Origin of the sequence: Pseudonocardia spirodelae (assembly GCF_037727765.1) — a bacterium.
Lineage (GTDB): Bacteria > Actinomycetota > Actinomycetes > Mycobacteriales > Pseudonocardiaceae > Pseudonocardia > Pseudonocardia spirodelae.
This window is the reverse complement of sequence record NZ_JBBJUP010000010.1, coordinates 145,071-169,226: the sequence shown is the minus strand read 5'-3', so window position 1 is coordinate 169,226 and position 24,156 is coordinate 145,071. Positions and strand designations below refer to the sequence as shown.

Annotated in this window: 20 protein-coding genes; 13 read left to right on the top strand and 7 right to left on the bottom strand. The window is 76.5% G+C overall.

From position 1 onward, the window contains the following. Positions 1-136: 136 nt before the first annotated feature. Positions 137-1,075 carry an alpha/beta hydrolase gene (locus WJX68_RS14350; protein ID WP_340290911.1) on the bottom strand — a complete coding sequence of 313 codons (939 nt, stop codon included), beginning with the start codon at positions 1,073-1,075 and terminating at the stop codon, positions 137-139. Between the two features lie 88 nt (positions 1,076-1,163). On the opposite strand from WJX68_RS14350, the gene WJX68_RS14345 reads away from it, so the two are divergent. Both WJX68_RS14345 and WJX68_RS14340 read left to right on the top strand, forming a co-directional pair. Next, complete coding sequence (locus tag WJX68_RS14345) at positions 1,164-2,081, top strand: hypothetical protein (RefSeq protein WP_340290909.1); 918 nt, start codon at positions 1,164-1,166, stop codon at positions 2,079-2,081. After that, positions 2,075-2,428 (top strand): GntR family transcriptional regulator, encoded by a 354-nt coding sequence (locus tag WJX68_RS14340; protein ID WP_340290907.1) that lies wholly within the window; start codon positions 2,075-2,077, stop codon positions 2,426-2,428. Before WJX68_RS14345 ends, WJX68_RS14340 begins: the two co-directional genes overlap by 7 nt. An 8-nt stretch (positions 2,429-2,436) precedes the next feature. Here WJX68_RS14340 and WJX68_RS14335 read toward each other — a convergent pair whose 3' ends face one another. Next, positions 2,437-3,645 (bottom strand): acyl-CoA dehydrogenase family protein, encoded by a 1,209-nt coding sequence (locus tag WJX68_RS14335; protein WP_340290905.1) that lies wholly within the window; start codon positions 3,643-3,645, stop codon positions 2,437-2,439. 273 nt (positions 3,646-3,918) lie between these two features. Here WJX68_RS14335 and fdhA point away from each other — a divergent pair, with 273 nt between their 5' ends. Next, positions 3,919-5,133, top strand: coding sequence for a formaldehyde dehydrogenase, glutathione-independent (gene fdhA, locus WJX68_RS14330; RefSeq protein ID WP_340290903.1), 1,215 nt, complete (start codon positions 3,919-3,921; stop codon positions 5,131-5,133). A gap of 37 nt (positions 5,134-5,170) precedes the next feature. Here the strand turns inward: fdhA and WJX68_RS14325 are convergent, their stop codons facing one another. Together WJX68_RS14325 and WJX68_RS14320 are read right to left on the bottom strand one after the other, a co-directional pair. Next, positions 5,171-6,001, bottom strand: coding sequence for an NAD(P)-dependent oxidoreductase (locus tag WJX68_RS14325; RefSeq protein ID WP_340290901.1), 831 nt, complete (start codon positions 5,999-6,001; stop codon positions 5,171-5,173). Positions 6,002-6,055: 54 nt separating this feature from the next. Then, positions 6,056-7,063, bottom strand: a complete 1,008-nt coding sequence (locus WJX68_RS14320; protein WP_340290899.1) for an ABC transporter substrate-binding protein — start codon at positions 7,061-7,063, stop codon at positions 6,056-6,058. 89 nt (positions 7,064-7,152) lie between these two features. On the opposite strand from WJX68_RS14320, the gene WJX68_RS14315 reads away from it, so the two are divergent. After that, positions 7,153-7,893: an HpcH/HpaI aldolase family protein gene (locus tag WJX68_RS14315; protein WP_340290897.1), complete on the top strand. Its 741-nt coding sequence runs from the start codon at positions 7,153-7,155 to the stop codon at positions 7,891-7,893. Between the two features lie 71 nt (positions 7,894-7,964). Here the strand turns inward: WJX68_RS14315 and meaB are convergent, their stop codons facing one another. The 3 genes from meaB to WJX68_RS14300 form a co-directional block, all read right to left on the bottom strand. Further along, positions 7,965-8,948, bottom strand: a complete 984-nt coding sequence (gene meaB, locus WJX68_RS14310; RefSeq protein WP_340290896.1) for a methylmalonyl Co-A mutase-associated GTPase MeaB — start codon at positions 8,946-8,948, stop codon at positions 7,965-7,967. An 83-nt stretch (positions 8,949-9,031) separates the two neighbouring features. Next, complete coding sequence (gene scpA, locus WJX68_RS14305; RefSeq protein ID WP_422785704.1) at positions 9,032-11,242, bottom strand: methylmalonyl-CoA mutase; 2,211 nt, start codon at positions 11,240-11,242, stop codon at positions 9,032-9,034. Further along, on the bottom strand, positions 11,239-13,179 hold the full coding sequence (locus WJX68_RS14300; RefSeq protein WP_340290894.1) for a methylmalonyl-CoA mutase family protein: 1,941 nt from the start codon (positions 13,177-13,179) through the stop codon (positions 11,239-11,241). Before WJX68_RS14300 ends, scpA begins: the two co-directional genes overlap by 4 nt. 260 nt (positions 13,180-13,439) lie before the next feature. Here WJX68_RS14300 and WJX68_RS14295 point away from each other — a divergent pair, with 260 nt between their 5' ends. The 9 genes from WJX68_RS14295 to cydC all read left to right on the top strand — a co-directional run bounded on the left by WJX68_RS14295 (position 13,440) and on the right by cydC (position 23,975). Continuing rightward, the gene (locus WJX68_RS14295; protein ID WP_340290892.1) at positions 13,440-13,925 is read left to right on the top strand and encodes a DUF3237 domain-containing protein; all 486 of its coding nucleotides are present in this window, start codon (positions 13,440-13,442) and stop codon (positions 13,923-13,925) included. A 43-nt stretch (positions 13,926-13,968) separates the two neighbouring features. Beyond that, the gene (locus WJX68_RS14290; protein WP_340290890.1) at positions 13,969-14,589 is read left to right on the top strand and encodes a molybdopterin-dependent oxidoreductase; all 621 of its coding nucleotides are present in this window, start codon (positions 13,969-13,971) and stop codon (positions 14,587-14,589) included. Positions 14,590-14,591: 2 nt separating this feature from the next. Further along, positions 14,592-15,311, top strand: a complete 720-nt coding sequence (locus tag WJX68_RS14285) for an FAD-binding oxidoreductase (RefSeq protein WP_340290888.1) — start codon at positions 14,592-14,594, stop codon at positions 15,309-15,311. Between the two features lie 33 nt (positions 15,312-15,344). After that, positions 15,345-16,280 carry an alpha/beta hydrolase gene (locus WJX68_RS14280; RefSeq protein ID WP_340290886.1) on the top strand — a complete coding sequence of 312 codons (936 nt, stop codon included), beginning with the start codon at positions 15,345-15,347 and terminating at the stop codon, positions 16,278-16,280. A gap of 60 nt (positions 16,281-16,340) precedes the next feature. Continuing rightward, positions 16,341-17,807: a M1 family aminopeptidase gene (locus tag WJX68_RS14275; RefSeq protein ID WP_340290884.1), complete on the top strand. Its 1,467-nt coding sequence runs from the start codon at positions 16,341-16,343 to the stop codon at positions 17,805-17,807. A 132-nt stretch (positions 17,808-17,939) separates the two neighbouring features. Beyond that, positions 17,940-19,424 carry a cytochrome ubiquinol oxidase subunit I gene (locus tag WJX68_RS14270; protein ID WP_340290882.1) on the top strand — a complete coding sequence of 495 codons (1,485 nt, stop codon included), beginning with the start codon at positions 17,940-17,942 and terminating at the stop codon, positions 19,422-19,424. A 32-nt stretch (positions 19,425-19,456) separates the two neighbouring features. Beyond that, positions 19,457-20,521, top strand: coding sequence for a cytochrome d ubiquinol oxidase subunit II (gene cydB, locus WJX68_RS14265; protein ID WP_340290880.1), 1,065 nt, complete (start codon positions 19,457-19,459; stop codon positions 20,519-20,521). Positions 20,522-20,526: 5 nt separating this feature from the next. Then, a complete protein-coding gene (cydD, locus tag WJX68_RS14260) occupies positions 20,527-22,278 on the top strand; it encodes a thiol reductant ABC exporter subunit CydD (RefSeq protein ID WP_340290878.1) in 1,752 nt (583 codons plus the stop codon). After that, a complete protein-coding gene (cydC, locus tag WJX68_RS14255; protein ID WP_340290876.1) occupies positions 22,275-23,975 on the top strand; it encodes a thiol reductant ABC exporter subunit CydC in 1,701 nt (566 codons plus the stop codon). Before cydD ends, cydC begins: the two co-directional genes overlap by 4 nt. Positions 23,976-24,156 lie beyond the last annotated feature (181 nt).

The window sequence follows — 24,156 nt, the reverse complement described above, 5'->3', positions numbered from 1 at the left end:
CCGGTTCGTCCCGCGGCGCGGCGTTGATCACGGTGTGCGACCGGGGAGAGGCACAGGGTGGCGCGTGCCCGCTACCGGGTCGTGTCGCCCGTGTCACAGCCGTGTGACGTCGCCGCGGGCGGGCGGGCCGCACGGCTCAGCGGCGCAGCAGCCGCGCGAACGCGTCGAGGGCGCGACCGGCGGCCCGCTCGGCGGCGGGCACCGCACCGAGGAAGGCGACGTAGCCGTGGATCAGCCCGGGCCCGTCGACGGCGACCACCTCGACCCCGCAGCGCTCCAGGGCGGCCGCCCAGTCGCGGCCCTCGTCGCGCAGCGGGTCGAACTCCGCGGTCGCGACGACGGCCGGGGCCAGCCCGGACAGGTCGGCGGGCGGGTCCGCCCCCAGCGGCGCGACCTCGGCGTCGGCGGGGGCGGGCCCGGACAGCAGCTGCGCCCAGAACCAGGACATGTCCGCGGCGGTGAGGAAGTAGCCCTCGCCGTTGTCCCGGTGCGACGGGGTGGCCGGCTCCGGGGTCAGCGGCGGGTAGAACAGCAGCTGCGCGCCCAGCGGCGGACCGCCGCGGTCGCGCGCGCGCAGCGCGAGACCGGCGGCCAGGCCCGCCCCGGCGCTGTCCCCCGCGACGCCCACGACCCGGCCGGGGTGGCGGCCGGCGACGGCGAGCAGGGCCGCCCACGCGTCGTCGAGCGGGGCGGGGTGCGGGTGCTCGGGCGCGAGCCGGTAGTCCACCGCGACGACGACGGCGCCGGTCGCGTTCGCCACCCGGCGGCAGACCGGGTCGTGGGTCTCGAGGTCCCCGAGCACCCAGCCGCCGCCGTGCAGGTAGACCACGACCGCGTCGCCGCGGTCGGCGCCGGGGACGTAGGTGCGCAGCCCGACCGGGCCGCCCGGGCCGGCGACGGCGTCGTCCTCGACCCGGGCGACGGCCTCGGGCACGAACTCGCGACCCCGCCGGGCCAGCGCCAGCGACCGGTAGTGCGCCCGGCTGGCGACCGGGTCGCCGTCGCGGACCAGGGGCAGGGACCCGGCGGCGGTCAGGGTGTCGAGCAGGGTGCGGAACGCGGGATCGAGCGGCACGGCGTCGACGCTAGCCTCCCGGCCGGGGGTGCGCGGGTGTAGTTGTTCTAGTACATTGCAAACAATGATGTCCGGGGAGGGAGCCACGATGAGCACGTCCACCACCCGCACCACCCGCCGCAGGCTGCTGGCGGCCGCACCGGGGACCGCCCTGGCGGTCGCCGGGATCCTCGCCCTGGTCGCGACCGGCACCCCGGGCCGCGGCAGCGCCCTCGCGATCGTCCTGCTGGGGCTGCTCGGCCTGGGCCTGCCGCTGTGGCAGCTGCGGTCGGGCCGGCCCGACGTCCAGCGGCGCGCCGTGGGCAGCGCCTGGGCGTTCGCCGTGCTGATCTGGTGGGTGCCCGCGGCACGGCTCGCGCCGCAGCTGCCCGGCGCGGCCTGGACGGTACTGGTCCTGTCGGCCGCCGCGGCCGCGTACCTGCTGGGGTACCTGCTGGCCGGGCCCGACGCGTCGAACCCGCCCGCGCCCGCGGCCCGTCCGCCGCACGACGCGGTCCGCACCCCGCTCGCGCCCGGCGAGCGCTACCTGTGGTCGCGCACCGTGCTGTCCCGCCCGACCCTCGCCGTCGCCGCGCTGCTGCTCGTGGCGGCCGCCCTGCAGCTGCTGTCCGGCGCGGGCTCCGGTGTCGTCGTCGCGCTCGTCGCGGTGGCGGTGCTGACGACCGCGCTCTCGGCGTTCGCACGGGTCCGGGTCGACGGCGACGGCGTGCACGTCCGCCAGGCCCTGCTCGGCCGCACGCTCACCGACGCGCCGCTCGACGAGGTGCGGTCCGCGCGGGCCGAGCAGCTCGACCCCGACCGCTTCCGCTGGAACGACTACGGCCCGCTGCGCCGCTCCCCCGGCCTGCTCGGCTACCGGGCGCGCCGCTCCGGCGAGGCACTGGTCCTCGACCTCACCCGCGGGCGCGAGTTCGTCGTCACCGTCGCCGACGCGGCCACCGCCGCCGGTCTGGTCAACGCCGAGCTGGACCGGCGGGCCGAGCGAGGCGCGGTCCCCCCGTGCTGATCCGGGTCGACCCGTCCTCGACGGTCCCGCTCGGCGACCAGGTCGCGGCCTCGGTCCGCCGGGCGGTCGCCGAGGGCCGTGCCGGTGCCGGTGACCGGCTCCCCAGCGCCCGCGAGGTCGCGGGCGCACTGGGGATCAACCTGCACACCGTGCTGCGCGGCTACCAGCAGCTGCGCGACGAGGGGCTGGTCGAGCTGCGCCGCGGCCGGGGCGCGGTGCTGACCGAGCGGGCCACCGGCGGGCGGGCCGAACTGTCCCGGTCGGCGTCCGAGCTCGCCGCACTGGCCCGCCGGCTCGGCCTCGACGAGGCCGACGCCCTCGACGCGGTCCGCGCCGCCTTCCGCTGACGCCCCGCTCAGCCCAGCGGGCTGCGCGGCAGCAGCCGGTCGGCCACGATCTTCTGCTGGATCTCGCTGGTCCCCTCGAAGATCGTCGTCAGCCGGGCGTCGCGCCAGTGCCGCTCCACCTGGTGCTCGGTGGTGTAGCCGTTGCCGCCGTGCAGCTGGATGCCCGACGCGGTCACCTCCGCCGCCATCTCGGTCGCGACGAGCTTGACCATGGCGGCCTCGCGCTCACACGGCTCGCCGGCGTCGAGCCGGTGCGCGACGTGCTGGTAGAACGCGCGGGCCTGCTCCACCCGCGCCGCCATCGTGGCCAGGGTGAACCGGACGGCCTGGAAGTCGCCGATCGGGTGGGCGAACTGGCGGCGCCGCTGCAGGTAGAGGATGCAGTCCTCGACGGCGGCGCGGGCCAGCCCGACCGCGCGGGCGGCGGTGTGCACCCGGGCGACGTTGAGCCAGGCCTGCGCGTCGGCGAAGCCCTCGCCGCCGGCGCCGAGCTGGTCGGAGACCGGGACCCGCACGCCGTCGAACTCCAGGTCCCAGGTGACGAAGCCGTGGTAGCCGATCTTGTCGATCGGGCGCCCGGTGAGCCCCGCCGGGAAGGTGCCGCGCTCCTTCTCCAGCACGACGGTCGCCAGCCCCGCCGAGCGCTTCTCCCCCGGCCCGGGGTCGCCCGTGCGCACCAGGACCTGGATGAAGTCGGCCGCCTTCGCGTTGCCGGTCCAGCGCTTGTGCCCGGTGATCACGAACTCGTCGCCGTCGCGGACGGCACGGGTCTCCACCGCGGCCAGGTCGGAGCCGGCGTCGGGCTCGGACAGCGCGATCGCGCCGATCCAGCGGCCCGCGGCGCTGCGCCGCAGGAGATCGGCACGCCGGTCGGGGTCGGCGACCGCGGTGCCGGCGCCCTGGGCGCGCGCGATGATCGACCCGACGCTCATCCAGGCCCGGGCCAGCTCCTCGGCGACCATGCAGTACTCGAACGCGCCCAGCCCGAGACCGCCGTGCTCGCGGTCGACGGTGATGCCGAAGTACCCGAGCGCGGCCATCTCGTCGAGCAGCTCGCGCGGGATCTCGCCCTTGCGCGGGTCCAGCTCGTTCGCGACGGGCAGCACCCGGGTCGTCGCGAACTCCCGCGCCTGCTTCTGCAGGGCCTCCCGCTCGGGGGTGTGGTGGGGCGGGGTCAGCACCGGCACCGGCGGCTCGAGCAGATCGTCACGGGTCATGGGGCGCAGTATCACCGGCGCACGCGGCGCGGGCCCGCCGGACCTGACCGACCGTGCAGTGCAGCGCGGTCCCGGCGCGGTCCCGGCGCTGTCCCGGCGCGGCGCCGGGCCGATCGCCCGCGCGGATCCCGGGACCATCGGGACGTGCGCATGTGTGCACGGGCTGGGAGAGTCGTCGCTCGGCGGTGCGGCCGGAGCGGGGGCGGCCGGTGCGCGACGCCGAGTGCGCGGCCGTGACCGCGGCCGCGCCACCCGCGCCGAGGGAGGCACACCATGCCCGACAACCGCGTCGTCGTCTACAAGGGTCCCGGCCAGGTCGCCGTGGAGTCGATCGAGTACCCGAAGCTGGAGCTGCCGACCGACGTCGTCGACGGCCTGGGCATCCAGCGCAAGGCACCGCACGCGGCGATCCTCAAGATCGTCACCACCAACATCTGCGGCTCCGACCAGCACATGGTCCGTGGCCGCACCACCGCCCCGATCGGTCAGTCGCTGGGCCACGAGATCACCGGCGAGATCGTCGAGGTCGGTGACGACGTGCTGTTCGCGAAGGTCGGCGACATCTGCTCGGTGCCGTTCAACATCGCCTGCGGGCGCTGCCGGATGTGCAACGAGGGCAAGACCGGGGTGTGCCTCAACGTCAACCCGGCACGGCCCGGCGCCGCCTACGGCTACGTCGACATGGGCGGCTGGATCGGCGGGCAGGCCGAGTACGTGATGGTCCCGTTCGCCGACTTCAACCTGCTGCGCTTCCCCGACCGCGACCAGGCCCTGGAGAAGATCCTCGACCTGACGATGCTGTCGGACATCTTCCCGACCGGCTACCACGGTGCCGTCTCGGCCGGGGTCACCACCGGCTCGACGGTCTACGTCGCCGGCGCCGGTCCGGTCGGGCTGGCCGCCGCGCACGCGGCGCAGCTGCTCGGGGCGGCCGCGGTCGTCGTCGGGGACATGATCCCCGAGCGGCTCGCGCAGGCCCGCAGCTTCGGCTGCGAGACGATCGACCTGTCCGCCGACGGGACGCTGCCCGAGCAGCTGGAGCAGCTGCTCGGCGAGCCGGAGGTCGACGCCGCCGTCGACGCCGTCGGGTTCGAGGCCCGCGGGCACGGCCGCGACGCCGGGGAGGCGCCCGCGACCGTGCTGAACTCGGTCATGCAGGTCACCCGGGTCGGCGGCGCGCTCGGCATCCCCGGTCTGTACGTGACCGGCGACCCGGGGGCCGCCGACGACAACGCGAAGGAGGGCACGCTCGGCGTGCGGATCGGGCTGGGCTGGGCGAAGTCGCACTCGTTCACCACCGGCCAGTGCCCGGTGAAGAAGTACAACCGGCAGCTGATGCAGGCGATCCTGTCCGGCCGGGCGCAGATCGCGAAGGCGGTCAACGCGACCACGATCTCGCTCGACGACGCCCCGCGCGGCTACGCCGAGTTCGACGGCGGCGTGGCCCGCAAGTTCGTGATCGACCCGCACGGCTCCGTGGCGGCCTGACCGCCCGCGGGTGGGCGGGCCCGGCGTGCGGGCCCGCTCACCCCTCGGCGGCGCGGCGGTAGACCTCGGCGGCCGCCCGGGAGAACCCGTCCGGGACGCCCGCCGCGGCGAACGCGTCGGCGGCCTCGTCCATCTCCCCGGCCCACCGCCGGGCCCGCCCGGCCATCCGCTCGCGGGCCGCGGCCAGCGCGCCCGCGTGGTCGACCCCGCTGCGCGCCAGCTCCTCGTGCAGCGCCTCGGTGACCCCGAACGCCGCCGCGGCCTGCTCCAGCGCCAGCCACAGCGTCGGCGCGGCCTTGCTCTGCAGCGCGAAGCACGCCTTCAGCCCGCTCGCCGCACCCAGGTCGGTCCCGGCCGTGCCGAGCACCCTGGCCGCGAACGGACCCGCCTCGAACAGGCCCGCCGCCACGTCGGCGCCCGGACCGGACAGCCACAGGGTGGTCGTGCCCGCCGACCAGGCGGGCGGGCCGATGACCGCACCGTCGCACACCGTGGCCCGGTCACCGAGCAGGGTCGCGATGCCCCGCACGGTGTCCGGGGCGACGGCGTTGGCCTCGACGTACAGCGGCCGGTCGGTGCGCCCGGCCAGCCCGGCCGCGACCAGGGCCGCCAGCTCCCGGGCCGCCTGCGGCGGGCAGATCGCCACGATCACGTCGGCCCGGGCGGCCAGGTCGGCCACGGTCGGCACCGCCTGCAGGTCGGCCAGCTCGGCCCGCTTCGCGGTGGCGTGCGAGCGGCCGGCGTCGGCCCAGATCACCGCGCCCGCGCGGGCCTTGAGCGCCGACCCGAGCGCGGCGCCCATCGCGCCGGGGTGCAGGACCCCGACCACGGGGCGGGCGGGGAGCGGCGCGACGCTCGACGGTGCCATGCGCCGATGATGACACCCCGGTGCGGACCGTCCGGCGGCGCGTGCCGCGCCCGGTCAGCCGGTGGTGAGCGCCGCCGCCATGTCGTCGAGCACCACCCGCGCGGCCGCCGGGCCGGCGTTGAGGTACCAGGTGTCGTCGTCGACGGCGGTGGTCCGGCCCTCGCGCACGGCGGCGAGCCGGGCCCCGACCCCGCCGGTGAGCAGCGACGGCGGCGGGTCGCCCGGGCGGGCGCCGGCGACGCCGTAGAACACCCGGTCGCCGTCGGCGAGCGCCAGCTCCTCGTTCGACAGGTCCCGCGACGTCGCGGCGAAGCGCTGGCTCTGCGGGCGGGCCAGGCCGGCGTCGGCGACCAGGGAGCCGGCGAAGGACCCGACGCCGAACACCCGCACCCGGTCGGGCTGCACGCGCAGCAGCGACACCTCCACCGGGCCGGTCCGCGCGCCGACCGCGCGGGCCCGACCGGCCAGCTCGTCGAGCAGCGCCTGCGCGGCCCCGGCCCGGCCGACGGCGTGCCCGAGCAGCAGCAGATCGGACTTCCAGTTCACGCCGTTGCCCCGGGTCAGCACGGTCGGCGCGATCGCCGCCAGCCGCGGGTAGAGCTCCCCCGTGCCCGCCTCGTTGGCGAGGATCAGGTCGGGCCGCACCGCGGCGATCGCCTCGATCCCGGGATCGGTGCGCGAACCGACGTCGGTCATCGCGCCCAGCGCGGCGGCGTGCTCGCCGAACGCGGTCGCCAGGTAGGCGGGGACGAGGGTGGTGCGGTCGACCCGGGTGGACGCGACCGGGACGACACCGAGCGACAGCAGCCCGTCCAGCTGCCCGGTGGACACGACGACGACCCGGCGCGGCGCGGCGGGGACCACCGTCGTCCCGCCCTCGTGCACGACCGTGCGCGGGAACACGCCGTCGGGCTGCGGCGAGCCCTGGCCCGCGGGCAGCGCGACCGGCGCGGTGCCGTCGCCGCCCGCCGCGGCGGGGGTCTCGACGGCGGCCGCGCCGCAGCCCGCCGTCGCGAGGAGGCAGGCGACGGCGGCCAGGACCGGGATGAAGGTGAGCCTCACCTATCCATCTCAGCGGACGAGCGCCCCGCGCACAACGAGACGGTGATCTCGACTGGCGCGCCCCGACCGGGACACGGCACGGTCGGGCCATGACTTCCGACTCCCTGTTCACCGACGGCGCCGTCGGTGGCTGGCTGCAGCTGCCCTCGCCCGCCGTCGCCGAGATCGCCGGCTCGGTCGGCTTCGACCTGGTCTGCGTCGACACCCAGCACGGCCTGATCGGCGACGACACCGTGCTCGGCATGCTGCAGGCCCTGTCCGCCACCGGGACGCGCTCGCTGGTGCGGGTGCCCGGGCACGGCGGCGAGGCGATCGGGCGGGCCCTGGACCGCGGCGCCGACGGCGTGATCGTCCCGCTGGTCGACACCGCCGAGCAGGCGGCGGCCGCCGTCGCCGCGTGCCGCTACCCGCCCGAGGGGGTGCGCAGCTTCGGACCGGTCCGCCCGTCCTGGCACGGGCGCGACCCGCTGGCCCCCGGACGGGCCGTGGTGATGGTGGAGACGGTCGCGGCGGTGGCGAACCTCGCCGACATCGTCGCCGTCGAGGGTCTCGCGGCGGTGTTCATCGGCCCGTCGGACCTGGCGCTGGCGCACGGGTTCGCGCTGGCTGCGCAGGACGAGGACGGCCCCGACGCCGACCGCTACGCCGAGCTGGTCTCCGGGATCACCGCGCAGTGCACCGCGGCGGGGGTGCCGGTCGGCATCTACTGCGACTCCCCCGCGCACGCCCGGCGCTTCCGCTCGCTCGGCGCCACCTTCACCTTCCTGGCCGCCGAGCAGGCGCTGCTGCGCGCCACCCTGGCCGAGAAGCTGGCCGACGCCCGCGCCTGAGCGTCCACGTCCCGGCGGCGCCCCGTCCGTGTCGCCGGGCGGCGCCGGGCGGCGCCGGGGCGCGCCTGGGCTCAGCCCAGCACGTCGAGGATCCGCTGCGCGGCCAGGGTCGGGGTCAGCGCGCCGTCGCGCACGTCGGCGGTGAGCGACGGCAGTGCCTGCGACGTCCGCGGGTCGTGCAGCACCCGGTCCATCAGCCGGTCGCGCACCATCTGCCACATCCACTCGACCTGCTGGTCCGCGCGCCGGGTGGCGAGCTCGCCGCCCTTCTCCAGCGCGGCCCGGTGCTCGGTGACCTTCTCCCAGACCTTGTCCAGGCCCGCCCCGGTCTGCGCGGAGCACGACAGCACCGGCGTCCGCCAGTGCGCCGAGGTCGGGGTCATCATGTGCAGCGCACCGGCCAGCTCGCGGGCGGCGGCACGGGCGTCCTGCTCGTGCGGGCCGTCGGCCTTGTTGACGGCGACGACGTCGGCCAGCTCCAGGATGCCCTTCTTGATGCCCTGCAGCGCGTCGCCGGTGCGGGCGATGGTCAGGAACAGGAAGGTGTCGACCATCCCGGCGACCGCCGTCTCGGACTGGCCGACGCCGACGGTCTCGACGAGCACGACGTCGAACCCGGCCGCCTCCATGACCACCATCGTCTCGCGGGTGCGCCGCGCGACCCCGCCGAGCGTCCCGGCCGAGGGCGAGGGCCGCACGAACGCGTCCGGGTCGACGGCCAGGCGCGGCATCCGCGTCTTGTCCCCGAGGATCGAGCCCCGGGTGCGGGTGGAGGACGGGTCGACGGCGAGCACCGCGACGCGGTGGCCCGCGCCGGTCAGCCGCGTGCCCATCGCCTCGATGAACGTGGACTTGCCGACGCCGGGCACCCCGGAGATGCCGACGCGCACCGCGTGCCCGGCCTTCGGGGTCAGCTCCAGCAGCAGCTCCTGGGCCGCGCGCTGGTGGTCCGGCCGGCTGGACTCGACGAGCGTGATCGCCCGCGCCAGCAGGGTGCGGTCCCCGGTCAGGACGCCACGGGCGAGCTCGGCGGGGTCGGGGACGCGGGGGGCCATCGGCGGGGGTGTCTCCTCGGGGAACGGGGTCGGGCGCCCGGGCCCGGTGCGGGTCGCGCACCGGGCCCGGGCCGTCGTGCGGGTCAGTCGGCGTAGACGCTGCTGCCGGCCGCCGGGGCGTCCGGGTCGTCGTGGCCGAGCGCCGCGGACAGCTTGCCGAGCAGGTCGACCGCCGCCTCGGCGATGACCGTGCCGGGCGGGAACACCGCGGCCGCGCCCATCTCCAGCAGCTCCGGCACGTCGGCGGGCGGGATGACCCCGCCGACGACGACCATGATGTCCTCGCGGCCCAGCTCGGCGAGCTCGCGGCGCAGCTCCGGGACCAGCGTGAGGTGCCCGGCGGCCAGCGAGCTGGCGCCGATCACGTGCACGTCGGACTCGGCGGCCTGCTTGGCGACCTCGGCCGGGGTCTGGAACAGCGGCCCGACGTCGACGTCGAAGCCGATGTCGGCGAAGGCGGTCGAGATGACCTTCTGGCCGCGGTCGTGGCCGTCCTGGCCCATCTTCGCGACCAGGATGCGGGGCTGGCGGCCCTCGTGGGCGGCGAACCCGGACACGAGCTCGCGGGCGCGGTCGATCGCCGGGTTCTGCCCGGCCTCGGCGGAGTACACACCGGAGATGATGCGGATCTGACCGGCGTGGCGCCCGAAGACCTTCTCCAGCGCGTCGGAGATCTCCCCGACCGTGGCCTTGTCCCGGGCCGCGTCGACGGCCAGCTGCAGCAGGTTCTCCTCGTCCGCGCGCGGGGAGCCCTCGGCGATCTTCTCCGCGGCACCGGTGAGGGCGCGCAGCCGCTCGTCGACGGCCCGGTCGTCGCGCTCGGCCCGCAGCTTCTGCAGCTTCTCGAGCTGCTCGCGGCGGACGTTGGCGTTGTCGACCTTCAGGACCTCGATCTGCTCGTCGGCGTCGACGACGTACTTGTTGACGCCGATCACCGGCTGCCGGCCGGAGTCGATGCGGGCCTGCGTGCGGGCCGCGGCCTCCTCGACGCGCATCTTCGGGATGCCCGCGTCGATGGCCTGGGCCATCCCGCCGGCCTTCTCTACCTCCTCGATGTGCGCCCACGCGCGGCGGGCGAGGTCGTAGGTCAGCTTCTCGACGTAGTACGAGCCGCCCCACGGGTCGACGACGTCGGTCGTGCCCGACTCCTGCTGCAGCAGCAGCTGGGTGTTGCGGGCGATGCGGGCGGAGAAGTCCGTCGGCAGCGCCAGCGCCTCGTCCAGGGCGTTGGTGTGCAGCGACTGGGTGTGGCCCTGGGTGGCGGCCATCGCCTCGACGCAGGTGCGCACGACGTTGTTGTAGACGTCCTGCGCGGTCAGCGACCAGCCGGAGGTCTGGGAGTGCGTGCGCAGGCTCAGCGACTTGGCGTTCTGCGGCTCGAACCGCTGCACGAGCTTGGACCAGAGCAGGCGCGCGGCCCGCATCTTGGCGACCTCCATGAAGAAGTTCATGCCGATCGCCCAGAAGAAGCTCAGCCGCGGGGCGAACTTGTCGATGTCCAGCCCGGCGTCGACTCCGGCCCGCAGGTACTCCACGCCGTCGGCGAGGGTGTAGGCGAGCTCCAGGTCGTTGGTCGCCCCCGCCTCCTGGATGTGGTAGCCGGAGATGGAGATCGAGTTGAACTTCGGCATCCTGCGGCTGGTGAAGCCGAAGATGTCGGAGATGATCTGCATCGAGGGCTGCGGCGGGTAGATGTAGGTGTTGCGGACCATGAACTCCTTGAGGATGTCGTTCTGGATGGTCCCGGTCAGCTTCTCCGTGCTCACCCCCTGCTCCTCCGCCGCGACGATGTAGAGCGCCAGCACGGGCAGCACGGCGCCGTTCATGGTCATCGACACCGACATGCGGTCCAGCGGGATGCCGTCGAACAGCTGGCGCATGTCGAGGATCGAGTCGATCGCGACCCCGGCCATGCCGACGTCGCCCGCGACGCGCGGGTGGTCGGAGTCGTAGCCGCGGTGGGTGGCCAGGTCGAAGGCGATCGACAGGCCCTTCTGCCCGGCGGCGAGGTTGCGCCGGTAGAACGCGTTGGACTCCGCCGCGGTGGAGAACCCGGCGTACTGGCGCACCGTCCACGGCTGGTTGGTGTACATCGTCGGGTACGGCCCGCGCAGGTAGGGCGTGATGCCCGGGTAGGTCTGCAGGAAGTCGACCCCGGCGAGGTCGTCGGCGGTGTAGAGCGGCTTGACGGCGATGCCCTCGGGCGCCTCCCAGGCCGCGGCCGATCCGGTGCCCGCCGTCGCCGGCGCGGTGTCGCCGACGAGGGGCACGTTCGTGAAGTCGGGAATGCTCACTGCGACCCCTCCAGGTGGGTGTACACGTCGTCGAGCACGGCCAGGGCGTCGCAGCCGGCGTAGAGGCAGCCGTCGACCCCGGCGGGCAGCTCGGCCGGGCGCCCCGCGAGCAGGATGCGCGCGGCGCCGGCCTCGCGCAGCGCGGCGGCGGTGTCCGCGGCCCGCTCGCCGTAGACGGCGTCGGAGGAGCAGAGCACGACGACCGGCGTGCCGGCGTCGCGGAACGCGGTCACGACGTCCTCGGGCGACTCGGTGGGACCGGCGTCGGTGGCGTCGATCCCACCGGAGCCGAGCAGGTTGCGGGTGAAACCGGCCCGCGCGGTGTAGGCGGCCAGCGGCCCCAGCGTCGCGAGGAACACCGAGGGGCGGGAGCCGGTCTCGGCGAGCACCGCGTCGGAGCGGTCGCGGTGGGCCTCGTAGGCCTCGAACGGCCGGTACAGCGGCAGCCCGCCGCGCTGCACCGGAGGCGGCAGCGGGGTCCGCTCGACCGGCTTCTCGTGCAGGTCGGGGAACTCCGAGACGCCGGTGAGCGGGGCCTTGCGGCGCGCCACGTCGTTCTCGCGCCGGGCTCGGACCTCGCCGGTCCGCTCCGCGACGAGCCCGGAGTCCAGCGCGGCGACCGCGCCGCCCGCGCCCTCGATCTCCTGGAAGAAGGCCCACGCGACGCCCGCGAGGTCGTCGGTGAGGTGCTCGACGTACCACGAGCCGCCCGCGGGGTCGACGACCCGCGCCAGGTGCGACTCCTCGACCAGCAGGTTCTGGGTGTTGCGGGCGATCCGGCGGGAGAACGGCTCGGAGACCCCGATCGCCGCGTCGAACGGCGGCACGGTGACCGCGTCGGCACCGCCGACTCCGGCGGCGAACCCGGCGACGGTGCCGCGCAGCATGTTCACCCACGGGTCACGGCGGGAGAACAGCGACTCGGGGACGACCGCGTGCTGGCGCTGCGGCACGTCGGTGACCCCGCTGGCCTGCAGCACCCGCGCCCACAGCCGGCGCGCGGCGCGCAGGGTGGCGATCGTGGGGAACTGCTCGGGGGTGGCGGCGTAGCGGAACTCCAGCAGCCGCGCCGCGTCGGCGGTGCCGAGACCGGCGTCGGTGAGGGCGCGCAGGTAGGCGACGCCCGCGGCGAGCGACCAGCCGAGCTCCTGGGCGGCGGAGCCGCCGGCCTCGCGGATCACGGTGGCATCGACGGTCACGGCGGTGACGCCGGTGAACGTGCCGGCGACGCGGCGCGCGACCTCGACCACCGAGGAGACGTCCGGCCCGCTGCCGGCGCGGGCACGCAGGCCGATCGGGTCGACACCGAGCGAGCCGAGCAGCTCGGCGTCCTCGACGCCGTTGCGGGCGGCCAGGTCCAGGTAGGCCTGCGCGGCGGCGACCTGCTCGGTGCCGGCGTCGAGCGCGACACCGGCCAGGTCCAGGTGCACGCCCTCCAGGGCCCGTGCCAGGTCCGCGACCGGCACGCCGCCGTCGCCGACGCGCAGCCACACCGAGGTGACACCGCACTCCAGGTCGGCCAGGACGGCCTCGCGGACCGCGGCCGGGTCGGTGCCGGCGTGGCGCTGGCGGATGTCCCAGCCGTCGGGGACGTGGCCGTCGGCGCGGGCGCCGCGGGTGAACGGGAACGCCCCGGGCACACCGGTCGGCGGCAGGTCGGCGACGTCGCCGGCGTCGTAGAGGGGGGCGACCCGGATGCCGTCGGGCGAGGTGCGGGTCAGGGTGTCGACGCCGGCGCCGAGCTCGGCGTCCGCACCGATCCGCCCGGACTTCCGGACGACCGCGTCGGCGGCGGCGAGCCACTGCTCCCGGGTGACCGGGTCGAACTCCCCGGCCAGGACGAGCTCGTCGGGCTCCACCGGTCCGTCCGGACCGGTCCCGGGACCGTCCCCCGGGCCGGCTGCGCGGTCGACCGCGCCGCGGTCGCTGTCCGTCATCCGCTCTGCTCTCCTCACCGGCCCGCGGGGCGGCCACGTTGCCCGCCGGGTGCCGCCGTCGTCGACGTCACCGAAGTGCAGCGGAGTCTAGTGAGCGGGTGGCGCCCGGGGCATCGGCTGTGGTGAGGCGCGCACGGCCTGTGATGCACCCGACTGGCCCAGCGGGACCGTCCGGCGGCGCCGGTGCGGTCGTCCGGCCGTTCCCCGCCGGTAGTCCTCATGGGTAGCCCCGGTGGGTGCGGGTCGCGCATCCTTGCGGCGTGCCGCCCTCCCCCGCCGTCCCGGGACTGGTCCCGGTCGCCCACGTGCACGTGCTGCTGGACCCGCCGCTGGAGGTGGGGCGCACGCCGTTCGGCCGCGAGCGCGAGATCCCGATCGTCGGCGGGCGGGTCTCGGGCCCCGGCCGCGACGGCGAGGGGCTGCACGGGGCGGTCCTGCGCGGCGGGGCGGACCGTCAGCGGGTCCTCGACGACGGCACCGCGGTGATCGACACCCGCTACAGCGTCGCGCTGGACTCCGGGCACCTGCTGCAGCTGGCGACCAGCGGCTACCGCACCGGGCCGCCCGCCGTGCTCGACGCGCTGCTCGCCGGGGACGCGGTGGACCCGGCCGCGTACTACTTCCGGGTCGTGGTGGACGCGCGCACCGCGGACCCGGACCGGGCCTGGCTCAACACCGCGGTGCTGGTGGCCTCGGCGGTGCGCACGCCGGGCGCGGTCGCCTACGACGCCTACCTGCTCACCTGACCCGGCGGGAACATCGCCGCCCGGTGCGGCATTGTGCACTGACATGCCCCGCGTGACCCGAGGATTCGTCGGCCGCCGGCCGCGTGACCACCGGCTGCCGCCCGGCCAGTACGACGTCGGCGACCAGTGGCCGGTGCTGACCGCCGAGCGCGCCCCCACCCTGGACACCGCACGCTGGACCTTCCGCGTCGACGGCCTCGTCGAGCGGGCGGCGGAGTGGACCTGGGAGGAGATCCGCGCGCTGCCCCGCGAGCGCTGGGACGGCGACATCCACTGCGTCACCACCTGGTCGAAGTTCAGGATGACCTGGAGCGGGGTCCCGGTCGACGCGCTGCTGGAGGCCGCGGGCCCGCTGCCGCAGGCCCGCTTCGTCGTCGCGCACAGCCACTCCGGCTACACCACGAACATGCCGCTGTCCGACGTGACCGGCGGGCGGGCGTGGGTGGCCTTCGAGGCCGCCACCGCGCCCGCCGCGCCCGCCCCGCTGACCCGCGAGCACGGCGGCCCGGCCCGGCTGTTCGTGCCGCACCTGTACTTCTGGAAGAGCGCGAAGTGGGTGGCCGGGCTGCGACTGGTGGCCGACGACGAGCCCGGCTTCTGGGAGCGCAACGGCTACCACGACCGCGGCGACCCGTGGTCCGAGCAGCGTTTCCAGGGGGACTGAGGATGACCGCGACGACGTCCCGGCGGACCCTGCGCTGGCAGGCCGCCACCGTGCTGTCGGTGCACGACGAGGCGCCGAGGGTGAAGACCTTCCGGCTCGGCCTGGAGGAGCCCGCGACGCACCTGCCCGGCCAGTACTACGTGCTGCGCCTGACCGCGCAGGACGGCTACACCGCCCAGCGCTCCTACTCGGTGGCCTCCGCGCCCGACGGCCGCCCGGAGATCGAGCTGACGGTGGAGCGGCTCGACGACGGCGAGGTCTCGGAGTTCCTGCACGACGTGGTGGTCCCCGGCGACGTGCTGGAGGTCCGCGGCCCGGTCGGCGGCTGGTTCGCCTGGGACGGCGACGGCCCCGCACTGCTGGTCGGCGGCGGGTCCGGGCAGGTCCCCCTGGCCGCGATGCTGCGCCACGCCCGCGCCACCGGGCGCCCCGACCTGGTGCGGATGCTGGTGTCGGTGCGCACCCCGCGCGGCCTCTACTACGGCGACGAGCTCGCCGTCCCGCAGGTCGTCCCGGTGTTCACCAAGGTCGCCCCGGACGGCTCGGCGCGCCCCGCCGGGCGGCTGACCCTCGACGACGTCGCCCCGCTGGTGCGCGGCGGGGAGACCGCGTACGTCTGCGGGTCCCCGGCCTTCGCCGCCGCCGCGGCCGACCTGCTCGCCGCGGCCGGCGTCCCCGACTCCGCGATCCGGATCGAGCAGTTCGGCCCGACCGGGGACTGACCGGGGCACCGCCGGATGCGGCAGTATCCCGGCATGACCGTGATGCCCGCCGAGACGTCGTTCCGCAGCGCCGGGGTGCGCTGCGCCGCCTGGCACCTGGCCGCCGCCGACGACGGGCTCGCCGGGGGCCGCGGCCGCCCCTGCGTGGTGATGGCCCACGGGTTCGGCGCGACCCGCGACTCGGGGCTGCTGCCGTTCGCCCAGCGCTTCGCCGCCGCGGGCTGCGAGGTCCTGCTGTTCGACTACCGCGGCTTCGGCGCCAGCGACGGCACCGGCGACCCGGCGCTGGACCAGGACGTCCACCACGGCCGCCACCGCGCCGACTACCACGCCGCGATCGCGCACGCCCGGACCCTGCCCGGGGTGGACCCCGAGCGCATCGTGCTGTGGGGGTCGAGCTACTCCGGCGGTCACGTCGTGCCGGTCGCCGCCCGCGACGGCCAGGTCGCCGCGGTCATCTCGCAGGGCGCGGCGATGGACGGCGCCGCGGCGCTGCTGGAGATCCTGCGCTACGCCGGCCCCGGCCAGCTGGCCCGCCTCACCGGGCACGGCCTGCGCGACGCCGCCGCCGGTCTGCTGCGCCGCCCGCCGCACCGGATCGCGGTGTTCGGTCCGCCCGGATCGCTGGCCGCGATCACCTCCTCCGACGCCGAGGCCGGCTACTCCTCGATCACCGGGCCGTCGTTCCGCAACACCATGCGGGCCCGCGGGGCGCTGCGGATCCCGCTCAACCGGCCGGTGACCGCGGCCGCCCGGCTGCGCGCGCCGATCCTGGTCGTCGTGGCCGCGCGGGACTCGATCGCACCGCCGGCGGCGGTGCGCGCGGTCGCCGCCCGCGCCGGGGCCGGGTCGGAGGTGCTGGAGCTGGCCTGCGGGCACTTCGACATCTACACCGGCGCGATGTTCGAGCGGTCGGTCGCCGCCCAGGTCGACTTCCTGCGCCGCACCCTGGCGGTCGCCGCCACCTGACCGGGTGACACCCGCGCGGGCCGGTCGCCGGGCCCGTCACGCGTGGTTAGCGTGCGGGGCATGGTCGAGACGATCCGGCGGTCGCGGGCACTGGCCGGGGTCGTGGTCGTGCTGGCCGTGCTGGGCGGCTGCGCGGCCGGGGTGCCCGGCGCCGGGCGGTCCCCGGCCGGCACGGCCGAGCGGGCCGCCCCGTGGCCGCAGCGCCCCGTCGTCGACGCGACGCTGGACATGGCCCCGGACCTGTCCTCGGCCACCGGCCGCCAGACGGTGCGCCTCACCCCCGACACCGGGGTGTGCGAGCTGGTGTTCCGGCTGTGGAGCAACCGCCCCACCGTCGTCGCGAACGGCGGCTCCTCGCGGGTCACCGACGCCCGGGTCGACGGCACCCCGGTCACCCCGCGCACCGAGCGGGCCGGGGCCCCCGACGGCGCGCCGGGCACGCTCGTCGCGCTGCCGCTGCCCGGCTGCGCCGAGGCCGGGACGCCGGTCACCGCCGAGCTGGGCTTCACCCTCACCCTCGGGGCGGACTCCGACGAGCGGATCGGGTACTCGCCGTCGGCGGGCACCGCGTGGCTCGGCACGCCCCTGCCGGTGCTCGACCTGGTCCGCGGCCGCGGCTGGGTCCGCACCCCCGCGACGCGCATGTCCGGCGAGACCGTCGTGGCCGAGGACCAGCGGCTCACCCTGGCGGTCACGGCGCGGGCCGGGCAGCAGGTCGTCGGCGCCGGCACCGCGACCGGCACCCGCGACGCCGGCGGCGGGCGGGTCACCCACACCTTCGCCGCCGACGCCGTCCGCGACGTCGCGGTCGCCGTCGGCGCCTACGACCTCGGCACCACCACCGTCGGCGCCACCCGGGTGCACGTCGGCGTCCCTGCGCAGGGCCGCGCGGGGGCGCCGCGCGGGGGCGCGCTGCGCGGCTCCGCGCAGGACTGGCACGACGAGGTCGCGCGCCTCCTGCCCGCCCTGGAGCGCGTGCTGGGCCCCTACCCCTACCCCGACCTGTGGCTGGCGGTCGTGCCCACCCAGAGCGACGGCATCGAGTTCCCGACCCACCTGCAGTTCGGCGACGTCGACGCCGGTACCCGGCCGTCGCTGGCCGCGCACGAGCTCGCGCACTCCTGGTTCTACGCGCTCGTCGGCAACGACCAGGGGCGCGACCCCTGGCTCGACGAGGCGTTCGCCACCTGGGCGCAGGCCCTGGTCGCCGGGCAGCGCGACCTGTACCGCATCGAGGACTTCGGGCCCGGCGAGGTCGCGGGACCGATCGGGGCGCCGATGGCGTGGTGGGACCGCAACGGCGGGTTCGACGCGCTCGTCGACGGCGTCTACGACCAGGGCGCGGCGGCGCTGTTCGAGGGCCGCGACCGGGTCGGCGCGGACCGGTTCGACGCCGCCGTGCGCGGCTACGTCGCGGCGAACGCCCACCGGGTCGCCGCCCCCGCCGACGTCGAGCGCGCCTTCGCCGGGCTGCCCGAGGTCCTGGCGGTGCTGCGGGAGCACGGGGCGTTCGACCCGCCCCGCTGAGCGGCCCGGCGCCGCCCCGCCCGGGCCCGGCGGCGACACGCGTGGCCAGTGCCACCCGGCCCCGTTCCCCGACGATCTTCTACTTCCGGTAGAACTACTACTGGACGTAGAACTTCGAGGCGGAGGTCCGGAATGGACGCGCTCGACCTGGCCCGGTGGCAGTTCGGGATCACGACGGTCTACCACTTCCTGTTCGTGCCGCTGACCATCGGCCTGTCGGTGATCGTCGCGTCGCTGCAGACCGCCTGGTTCCGCACCGGGCGCACCGAGTACCTGCGCGCCACGAAGTTCTTCGGCAAGCTGTTCCTGATCAACTTCGCGATGGGCGTGGTCACCGGGATCGTCCAGGAGTTCCAGTTCGGGATGAACTGGAGCGCCTACTCCACCTTCGTCGGCGACGTGTTCGGCGCCCCGCTGGCGATGGAGGCGCTCATCGCGTTCTTCCTGGAGTCCACCTTCATCGGGCTCTGGATCTTCGGGTGGGACCGGCTGCGCCGGGGGGTGCACCTGGCGTGCATCTGGGCCGCGGCGATCGGGTCGAACCTGTCGGCGTACTTCATCCTCGCCGCCAACGCCTGGATGCGGCACCCCGTCGGGTACGAGGTCGACACCGCGACCGGGCGGGCCCGCCTCACCGACATCGGCGCGGTGCTGGCCAACCCGCAGGCGTGGTCGACCTACGTGCACGTCGTGTCCGCCGCGTTCCTCATCGCCGGGCTGTTCGTCGCCGCGGTGAGCGCGTGGAAGCTGCGGTGCGAGCGGTGGCCGCGGACCGGGCAGGACGCCCCGCCCGCCGGCGAGCACACCCTGTTCCGCCGGACCCTGCGCGCCGGGTTCCTGGTCACCCTGGTCGCCGGGGTGCTGGTGATCGCCTCGGGCGACCACCAGGCCAAGCTCGCCGCCACCTACGAGCCGATGAAGCTCGCCGCGGCCGAGGCGCTGTGGGAGGACGAGCAGTCCGCCGGGTTCTCGCTGTTCGCCGTCGGCGACGTCCAGGGCAGCCGCAACCACATCAACGTGCAGGTGCCCGGCGTGCTCAGCTTCCTGGCCACCGGCAGCCCGTGGGGCGAGGTGCAGGGCATCGAGAACGTGCAGGCGCAGTACGAGGCGCTCTACGGTCCCGGCGACTACCGCCCGAACATCGCCGTCCTGTACTGGTCGTTCCGGCTGATGATGGGCCTGGGCATGGCCGGGGTCGCCGTCGCCGCCGCCGGGCTGTGGCTGACCCGCGGCGGACGGCTGCCCGGCTTCACCCGCGACGGCGGTCCGGCCCCGGCCCGGTGGTGGCACCGGTGGGCCTACCGCGGCGCGATCCTCGCGCTCCCGGCGGCGCTGGCCGCCAACATCGCGGGCTGGGTGCTCACCGAGGTGGGCCGCCAGCCCTGGACGGTGCACGGCGAGCTGCTCACCGCGCAGAGCGTCTCCCCCGGCGTGAGCCTGGGCGAGGTCGCCTTCTCCCTGGCCGCGTTCACCGCCCTGTACGGGGTGCTCGCCGTCGTCGAGGCGCGGCTGCTGTTCCGCTACGTCCAGGCCGGACCGGCCGGCGCGCTGCCCCACCCCCCGGACGACCCCGCCCCCACCCGCGGCGACGAGCGCGCGCCCGCCTTCAGCTACTGACCGGCTCCCGACCCGCCCACAGGAGAGCGACGATGGACCTGCCCACGATCTGGTTCCTGGCCGTGGCCGTGCTCTGGACCGGCTACCTGGTCCTGGAGGGCTTCGACTTCGGCGTCGGGATGCTGCTGCGCGTGCTCGGCCGCGACAGCGAGGACGACCGGGAGGTCGCCCTCGGCGCGATCGGCCCGGTCTGGGACGGCAACGAGGTGTGGCTGATCGCCGCCGTCGGGGCCATGTTCGCCGCCTTCCCGGCCTGGTACGGCGCCATGTTCTCCGGGTTCTACCTGCCCGTGCTGCTGGTCCTGTTCGGTCTCATCGTGCGCGGCGTCGGGCTGGAGTACCGGCACAAGCGCGACGACCGCACCTGGCGGGCCCGCTGGGACGCCGCGATCGCGGTCGGCTCGCTGGCGCCGGCGTTCGTGTGGGGCCTGGTGCTCGCCAACCTGGTGCGCGGGCTGCCGACCACCACGAGCGCGCCCGGTCCCGGCCGCAACACCGTGGTGACGGCGTCGGTCCCGGACCTGTTCCACGGCTACGCCCTGCTCGGCGGCGCCGTCACCACGGCGCTGTTCCTGCTGCACGGCGCGGTGTTCCTCGCGCTCAAGACCGACGGCCCGGTGCGGTACCGGGCCCGCCGGTTCGCGCTGCGCGCGGTCGTCCCGGTGCTGGGGCTGACCGTGGCGTTCCTGACCGCGACGCTGGCCCTGCGCGATCCGTCCTGGACCACCGGTGTGGCCTGGACGTCGGGGCTGGCGCTCGTCGCGGCCGGTGCCGCCCTGCTGCTCGGCCGGGAGGGGTGGGCCTTCACCGCCACCGCCACGGCCGTCGGGGCGCTGTCGGTGGTCGTGTTCGGGCAGCTGTACCCGCAGCTGCTCGTCTCGACCACCGACCCGGCCCACACCCTGACCGTGGCGAACGCGGCCTCGGCGCCGTACACGCTGACGGTCATGAGCTGGGTGGCCGCGGTGTTCCTGCCGCTGGTGCTGGCCTACCAGGCGTGGAGCTACTGGGTGTTCCGGCGCCGCCTGGGCGGCGCGCGGGTCGCGCCCGCCGGGACCGACGGCCCTGGCGCCGGCGCCGTCACGGCGCCACGGTGAGCACCGTGGCCTCCCCCGCGCCCCCCGCCGTCCACGCCCCGCCCGCCGCGTCCGGGCCGCCGGTCGACCCGCGGCTGCTGCGGACCGCGAGCGCGGTGCGCCGCCACCTGGTGGTCGCCGCGGTGTGCGGGGTCGCCGCGACCGGCCTGATCCTGGCCCAGGCGTGGCTGGTGTCGCGGGTGGTGGCGGGGGCGACGCCGTCGTTCGCCCTCGACGGCGCCGTCACCGGCCCGGGCGCGGGGCTCGGCACCCTGGCCGGGCTCGTCGGGGCCCTCGCCGTCGTCGCGGTGGCCCGGGCGCTGCTGTCCTACGGCGCGGAGGCCGCGGCGCTGCGCAGCGCCGCACGGGCGAAGTCGCAGCTGCGCATGCAGCTGGTGCGCCGCCTCGCCGTCACCGGCGCCGACCCGGCCCGCTCGACGGGCGAGGTCGTCACGCTGGCCACCCGCGGGCTCGACGCGCTCGACGACTACTTCGCCCGCTACCTGCCTCAGCTCGTCCTGGCCGTGCTGGTCCCGGTCGCGGTGCTGGTCGTCGTGGGCGGCGCCGACTGGGTCTCCGCGGTCGTGATCGGGGTGACGCTGCCGCTCATCCCGCTGTTCATGGCCCTGGTCGGGATGCACACCCGGGCCCGCACCGACCGGGACTGGCGGCTGCTCTCGCGCCTGGGCGGGCACTTCCTCGACGTCGTGCAGGGCCTGCCGACGCTGGCGCTGTTCCGGCGCGCGCAGGTCGTGGCGGGCAAGGTCCGCGAGACCACCGACGAGCACCGCCACGCCACGATGGGCACGCTGCGGGTGGCGTTCCTGTCGGCGTTCGTGCTGGAGCTGCTCGCGACACTGGCGGTCGCGCTGGTGGCCGTCGAGGTGGGGCTGCGCCTGCTCTACGGCGACCTCGACTACGCCACCGCGCTGTTCGTGCTGGTCCTCGCCCCGGAGGCGTACCTGCCGCTGCGCGAGGTGGGCGCCCGGTTCCACGCCAGCATGGAGGGTGTCGCAGCCGCCCGGCAGGTGTTCGACGAGCTCGACCGCCCCGCCACCGGCGCCCCCGGCGGCACCGGCGCCGTGCCGCCGCCCGCCCCGGCGGGACGCGGGCTGGTCGTCTCCGGGCTGACGGTGCGCCACCCCGGCGCGACGACCGACGCACTGTCCGGGCTGTCGCTGCGCCTGGAGCCCGGCGAGTCGGTGCTGCTGCGCGGCCCGTCGGGCGCCGGGAAGTCCACGCTGCTCGGGGTGCTGCTCGGCACCGTCGCCCCGACCGGCGGCCGGGTCACGGTGTGCGGCCCCACCGGCGACGGCACCGACCTCGCCGATCTCGCCGGTCTCGACCTCGACGCCTGGCGGCGCGGGGTGGCCTGGGTGCCGCAGCACCCGCACCTGTTCGCCGACACCGTCGCGGGCAACGTGCGCCTCGCCGACCCCGGCGCGTCCGGCGCCGCGCTGGCCGCGGCCGCCCGCCGGTCCGGCCTGGACGCCGTCGTCGCGCGGCTGCCGCACGGCTGGGACACCGTGCTCGGGGAGGGCGGCGCGCAGCTGTCCTCCGGCGAGCGGCAGCGGGTCGCGCTGGCCCGCGCGTTCCTGCGCGACGCCCCGCTGGTGCTGCTCGACGAGCCGACCGCCCACCTCGACCCGGACTCGGCCGGCGCGGTGCGCGAGGCCGCCGCGGACCTGCTGCGCGGGCGCACCGCCCTGGTCGTCGCGCACGACGCGGGGTGGGCCGAGCACACCCACCGCACGGTGACCCTCGGGGGCCCGTCGTGACCGGGCCGTGGGCGGTGGCCGGTGCGGTCCTGCGGCCGCGGCTGCGCGGCGTCGTGGGTGGCGCGCTGCTGGGTGCGCTCGCCACCGCCTGCGGTGCCGGGCTGCTCGCGCTGGCCGCGTGGCTGCTCGCCACGGCCGCCCAGCACCCGTCGGTGACGGCGCTGTCGGTCGCGGTCGTGCTGACCCGCGCCCTGGGCGTCGGGCGCGGGGTGGCCCGCTACCTGGAGCGCCTGGTCGGCCACGACGCCGCGCTGCGGGCGCTGTCGGACATGCGCGGGCGCGTGTACGCCCGCCTCGCGGCCACCGAGCCGGTCCGCCGCTTCCGCTCCGGCGAGCTCGTCGCGCGGCTGGTCGGGGACACCGACTCGGTGCAGGACCTCGTCGTGCGCGAGGTGCTGCCGGTGGTCGCCGCGGCGGTCGCCGGGTCCGGTGCGGTGCTGCTGGCCGCGGCGCTGTACCTGCCCGGCGGGGCGCTGCTCGCGGCCGGGCTGCTGCTCGCCGGGGTCGCGGTCCCCGCGGCCGCCGCGGCGCTCTCGCGCGGGCCCGCCGCCCGCGCCGGCGCCGCCCGCGACCGGCTCGCGACCGGGCTGGTGGACCTGCTCGACGGGGCGGCGGACCTGCGGGCCCACGGCGCGACCGGGCGGGCGGTGGCCGCGGTCGCCGCCGCCGACGCCGAGCTCACCCGCACCGCGCGCCGCGACGCCGTCGTGCTCGGGCTCGGCGCCGGGGCCGGTGCCCTGGTCGCGGGCCTGACCCTGGCCGGGGCGCTGCTGCTCGGCGTGGCCGCCGTCGACGCCGGGACGCTGGGCGCGGTGCCGCTCGCCGTGCTGGTGCTGACCACGCTGGCCGCGTTCGAGATCGTCGCGCCGCTGCCGGCGGCGGCGGCCCGGCTCACCGCCGTGCGGACGGGCCTGGCGCGCCTGCTCCCCGTGCTGCACGCCGGTCCCGCCGTCGCCCCGCGCGAGCCGGGCCCGGAGCCGCTGCCGCGGCGCGGGGACCTGCGGGTGCGCGGCCTGACCGCGGCCTGGCCGGGTGCGGGCGGCCCGGGCCCGGTCGTGCTGCGCGACGTCGACCTCGACGTCGGGCGCGGCGAGGTCGTGGCGCTCGTCGGGGCCAGCGGCTCGGGGAAGTCGACGCTGGCCGCGGTGCTGTTCCGTTTCCTGGACCCGCTGGCCGGGACGGTCACCCTCGACGGCCGGGCGCTGACCACCCGCCCGCCCGGCGAGGTCCGCGGCGCCGTGTCCGGGGTCCCCGCCGACCCGCACGTGTTCGACTCGACCGTGCGGGAGAACCTGCGCCTGGCCGATCCGGCCGCCGGCGACGACGCCCTGACCGCCGTGCTGGGGCGGGTGGGACTCGGCGCGCTGGGACTCGACGACGAGGTCGGCGCGCACGGCGCCCGGCTCTCGGGCGGGATGCGCCGGCGCCTCGCGCTGGCCCGGGCCCTGCTCGTCGACCCGGCGGTGCTCGTCCTGGACGAGCCGACCGCCCACCTCGACCCCGGCACCCGCGACGCGGTCCTCGACGACCTGCTCGCCGCCGCGGACGGCCGGGGCGTGTTGATCATCACCCACGACCCGGCGGTCCTGCCGCGCGCCGATCGGGTGTACACCCTGCGCGACAAGCAGGTCCACCGGCGTGACGGGGCTGCGCGCAGCACGGGTGAACCGCAGCCCTACCCTGCTCCGAACGCCTGAACGCGATCCGCGGCCCGGGGTCACCCGGGCGGCCGGGCCCGCTCTCAGGTGGGTCACAGGAGTCCGCTGACACCCTGGGGCCCGGCCGTCGGGGACACCGTGTCGCGACGGCCCGCAGGAGTCAGTACGAAACCGCGCGCGCCGGGCACCGCCCGGACGCCGCGACCGTGTCAGAAACCGA

Bases quoted from the DNA above. Each gene is read 5' to 3' on its own strand.
- WJX68_RS14280 (WP_340290886.1), top strand. From the start codon at position 15,345: ATGACCGTGATGCCCGCCGAGACGTCGTTCCGCAGCGCCGGGGTGCGC.
- WJX68_RS14325 (WP_340290901.1), bottom strand. From the start codon at position 6,001: ATGGCACCGTCGAGCGTCGCGCCGCTCCCCGCCCGCCCCGTGGTCGGG.
- WJX68_RS14270 (WP_340290882.1), top strand. From the start codon at position 17,940: ATGGACGCGCTCGACCTGGCCCGGTGGCAGTTCGGGATCACGACGGTC.
- WJX68_RS14315 (WP_340290897.1), top strand. From the start codon at position 7,153: ATGACTTCCGACTCCCTGTTCACCGACGGCGCCGTCGGTGGCTGGCTG.
- WJX68_RS14275 (WP_340290884.1), top strand. From the start codon at position 16,341: ATGGTCGAGACGATCCGGCGGTCGCGGGCACTGGCCGGGGTCGTGGTC.
- WJX68_RS14285 (WP_340290888.1), top strand. From the start codon at position 14,592: ATGACCGCGACGACGTCCCGGCGGACCCTGCGCTGGCAGGCCGCCACC.
- meaB (WP_340290896.1), bottom strand. From the start codon at position 8,948: ATGGCCCCCCGCGTCCCCGACCCCGCCGAGCTCGCCCGTGGCGTCCTG.
- WJX68_RS14345 (WP_340290909.1), top strand. From the start codon at position 1,164: ATGAGCACGTCCACCACCCGCACCACCCGCCGCAGGCTGCTGGCGGCC.
- WJX68_RS14290 (WP_340290890.1), top strand. From the start codon at position 13,969: ATGCCCCGCGTGACCCGAGGATTCGTCGGCCGCCGGCCGCGTGACCAC.
- fdhA (WP_340290903.1), top strand. From the start codon at position 3,919: ATGCCCGACAACCGCGTCGTCGTCTACAAGGGTCCCGGCCAGGTCGCC.
- cydB (WP_340290880.1), top strand. From the start codon at position 19,457: ATGGACCTGCCCACGATCTGGTTCCTGGCCGTGGCCGTGCTCTGGACC.
- WJX68_RS14335 (WP_340290905.1), bottom strand. From the start codon at position 3,645: ATGACCCGTGACGATCTGCTCGAGCCGCCGGTGCCGGTGCTGACCCCG.
- WJX68_RS14300 (WP_340290894.1), bottom strand. From the start codon at position 13,179: ATGACGGACAGCGACCGCGGCGCGGTCGACCGCGCAGCCGGCCCGGGG.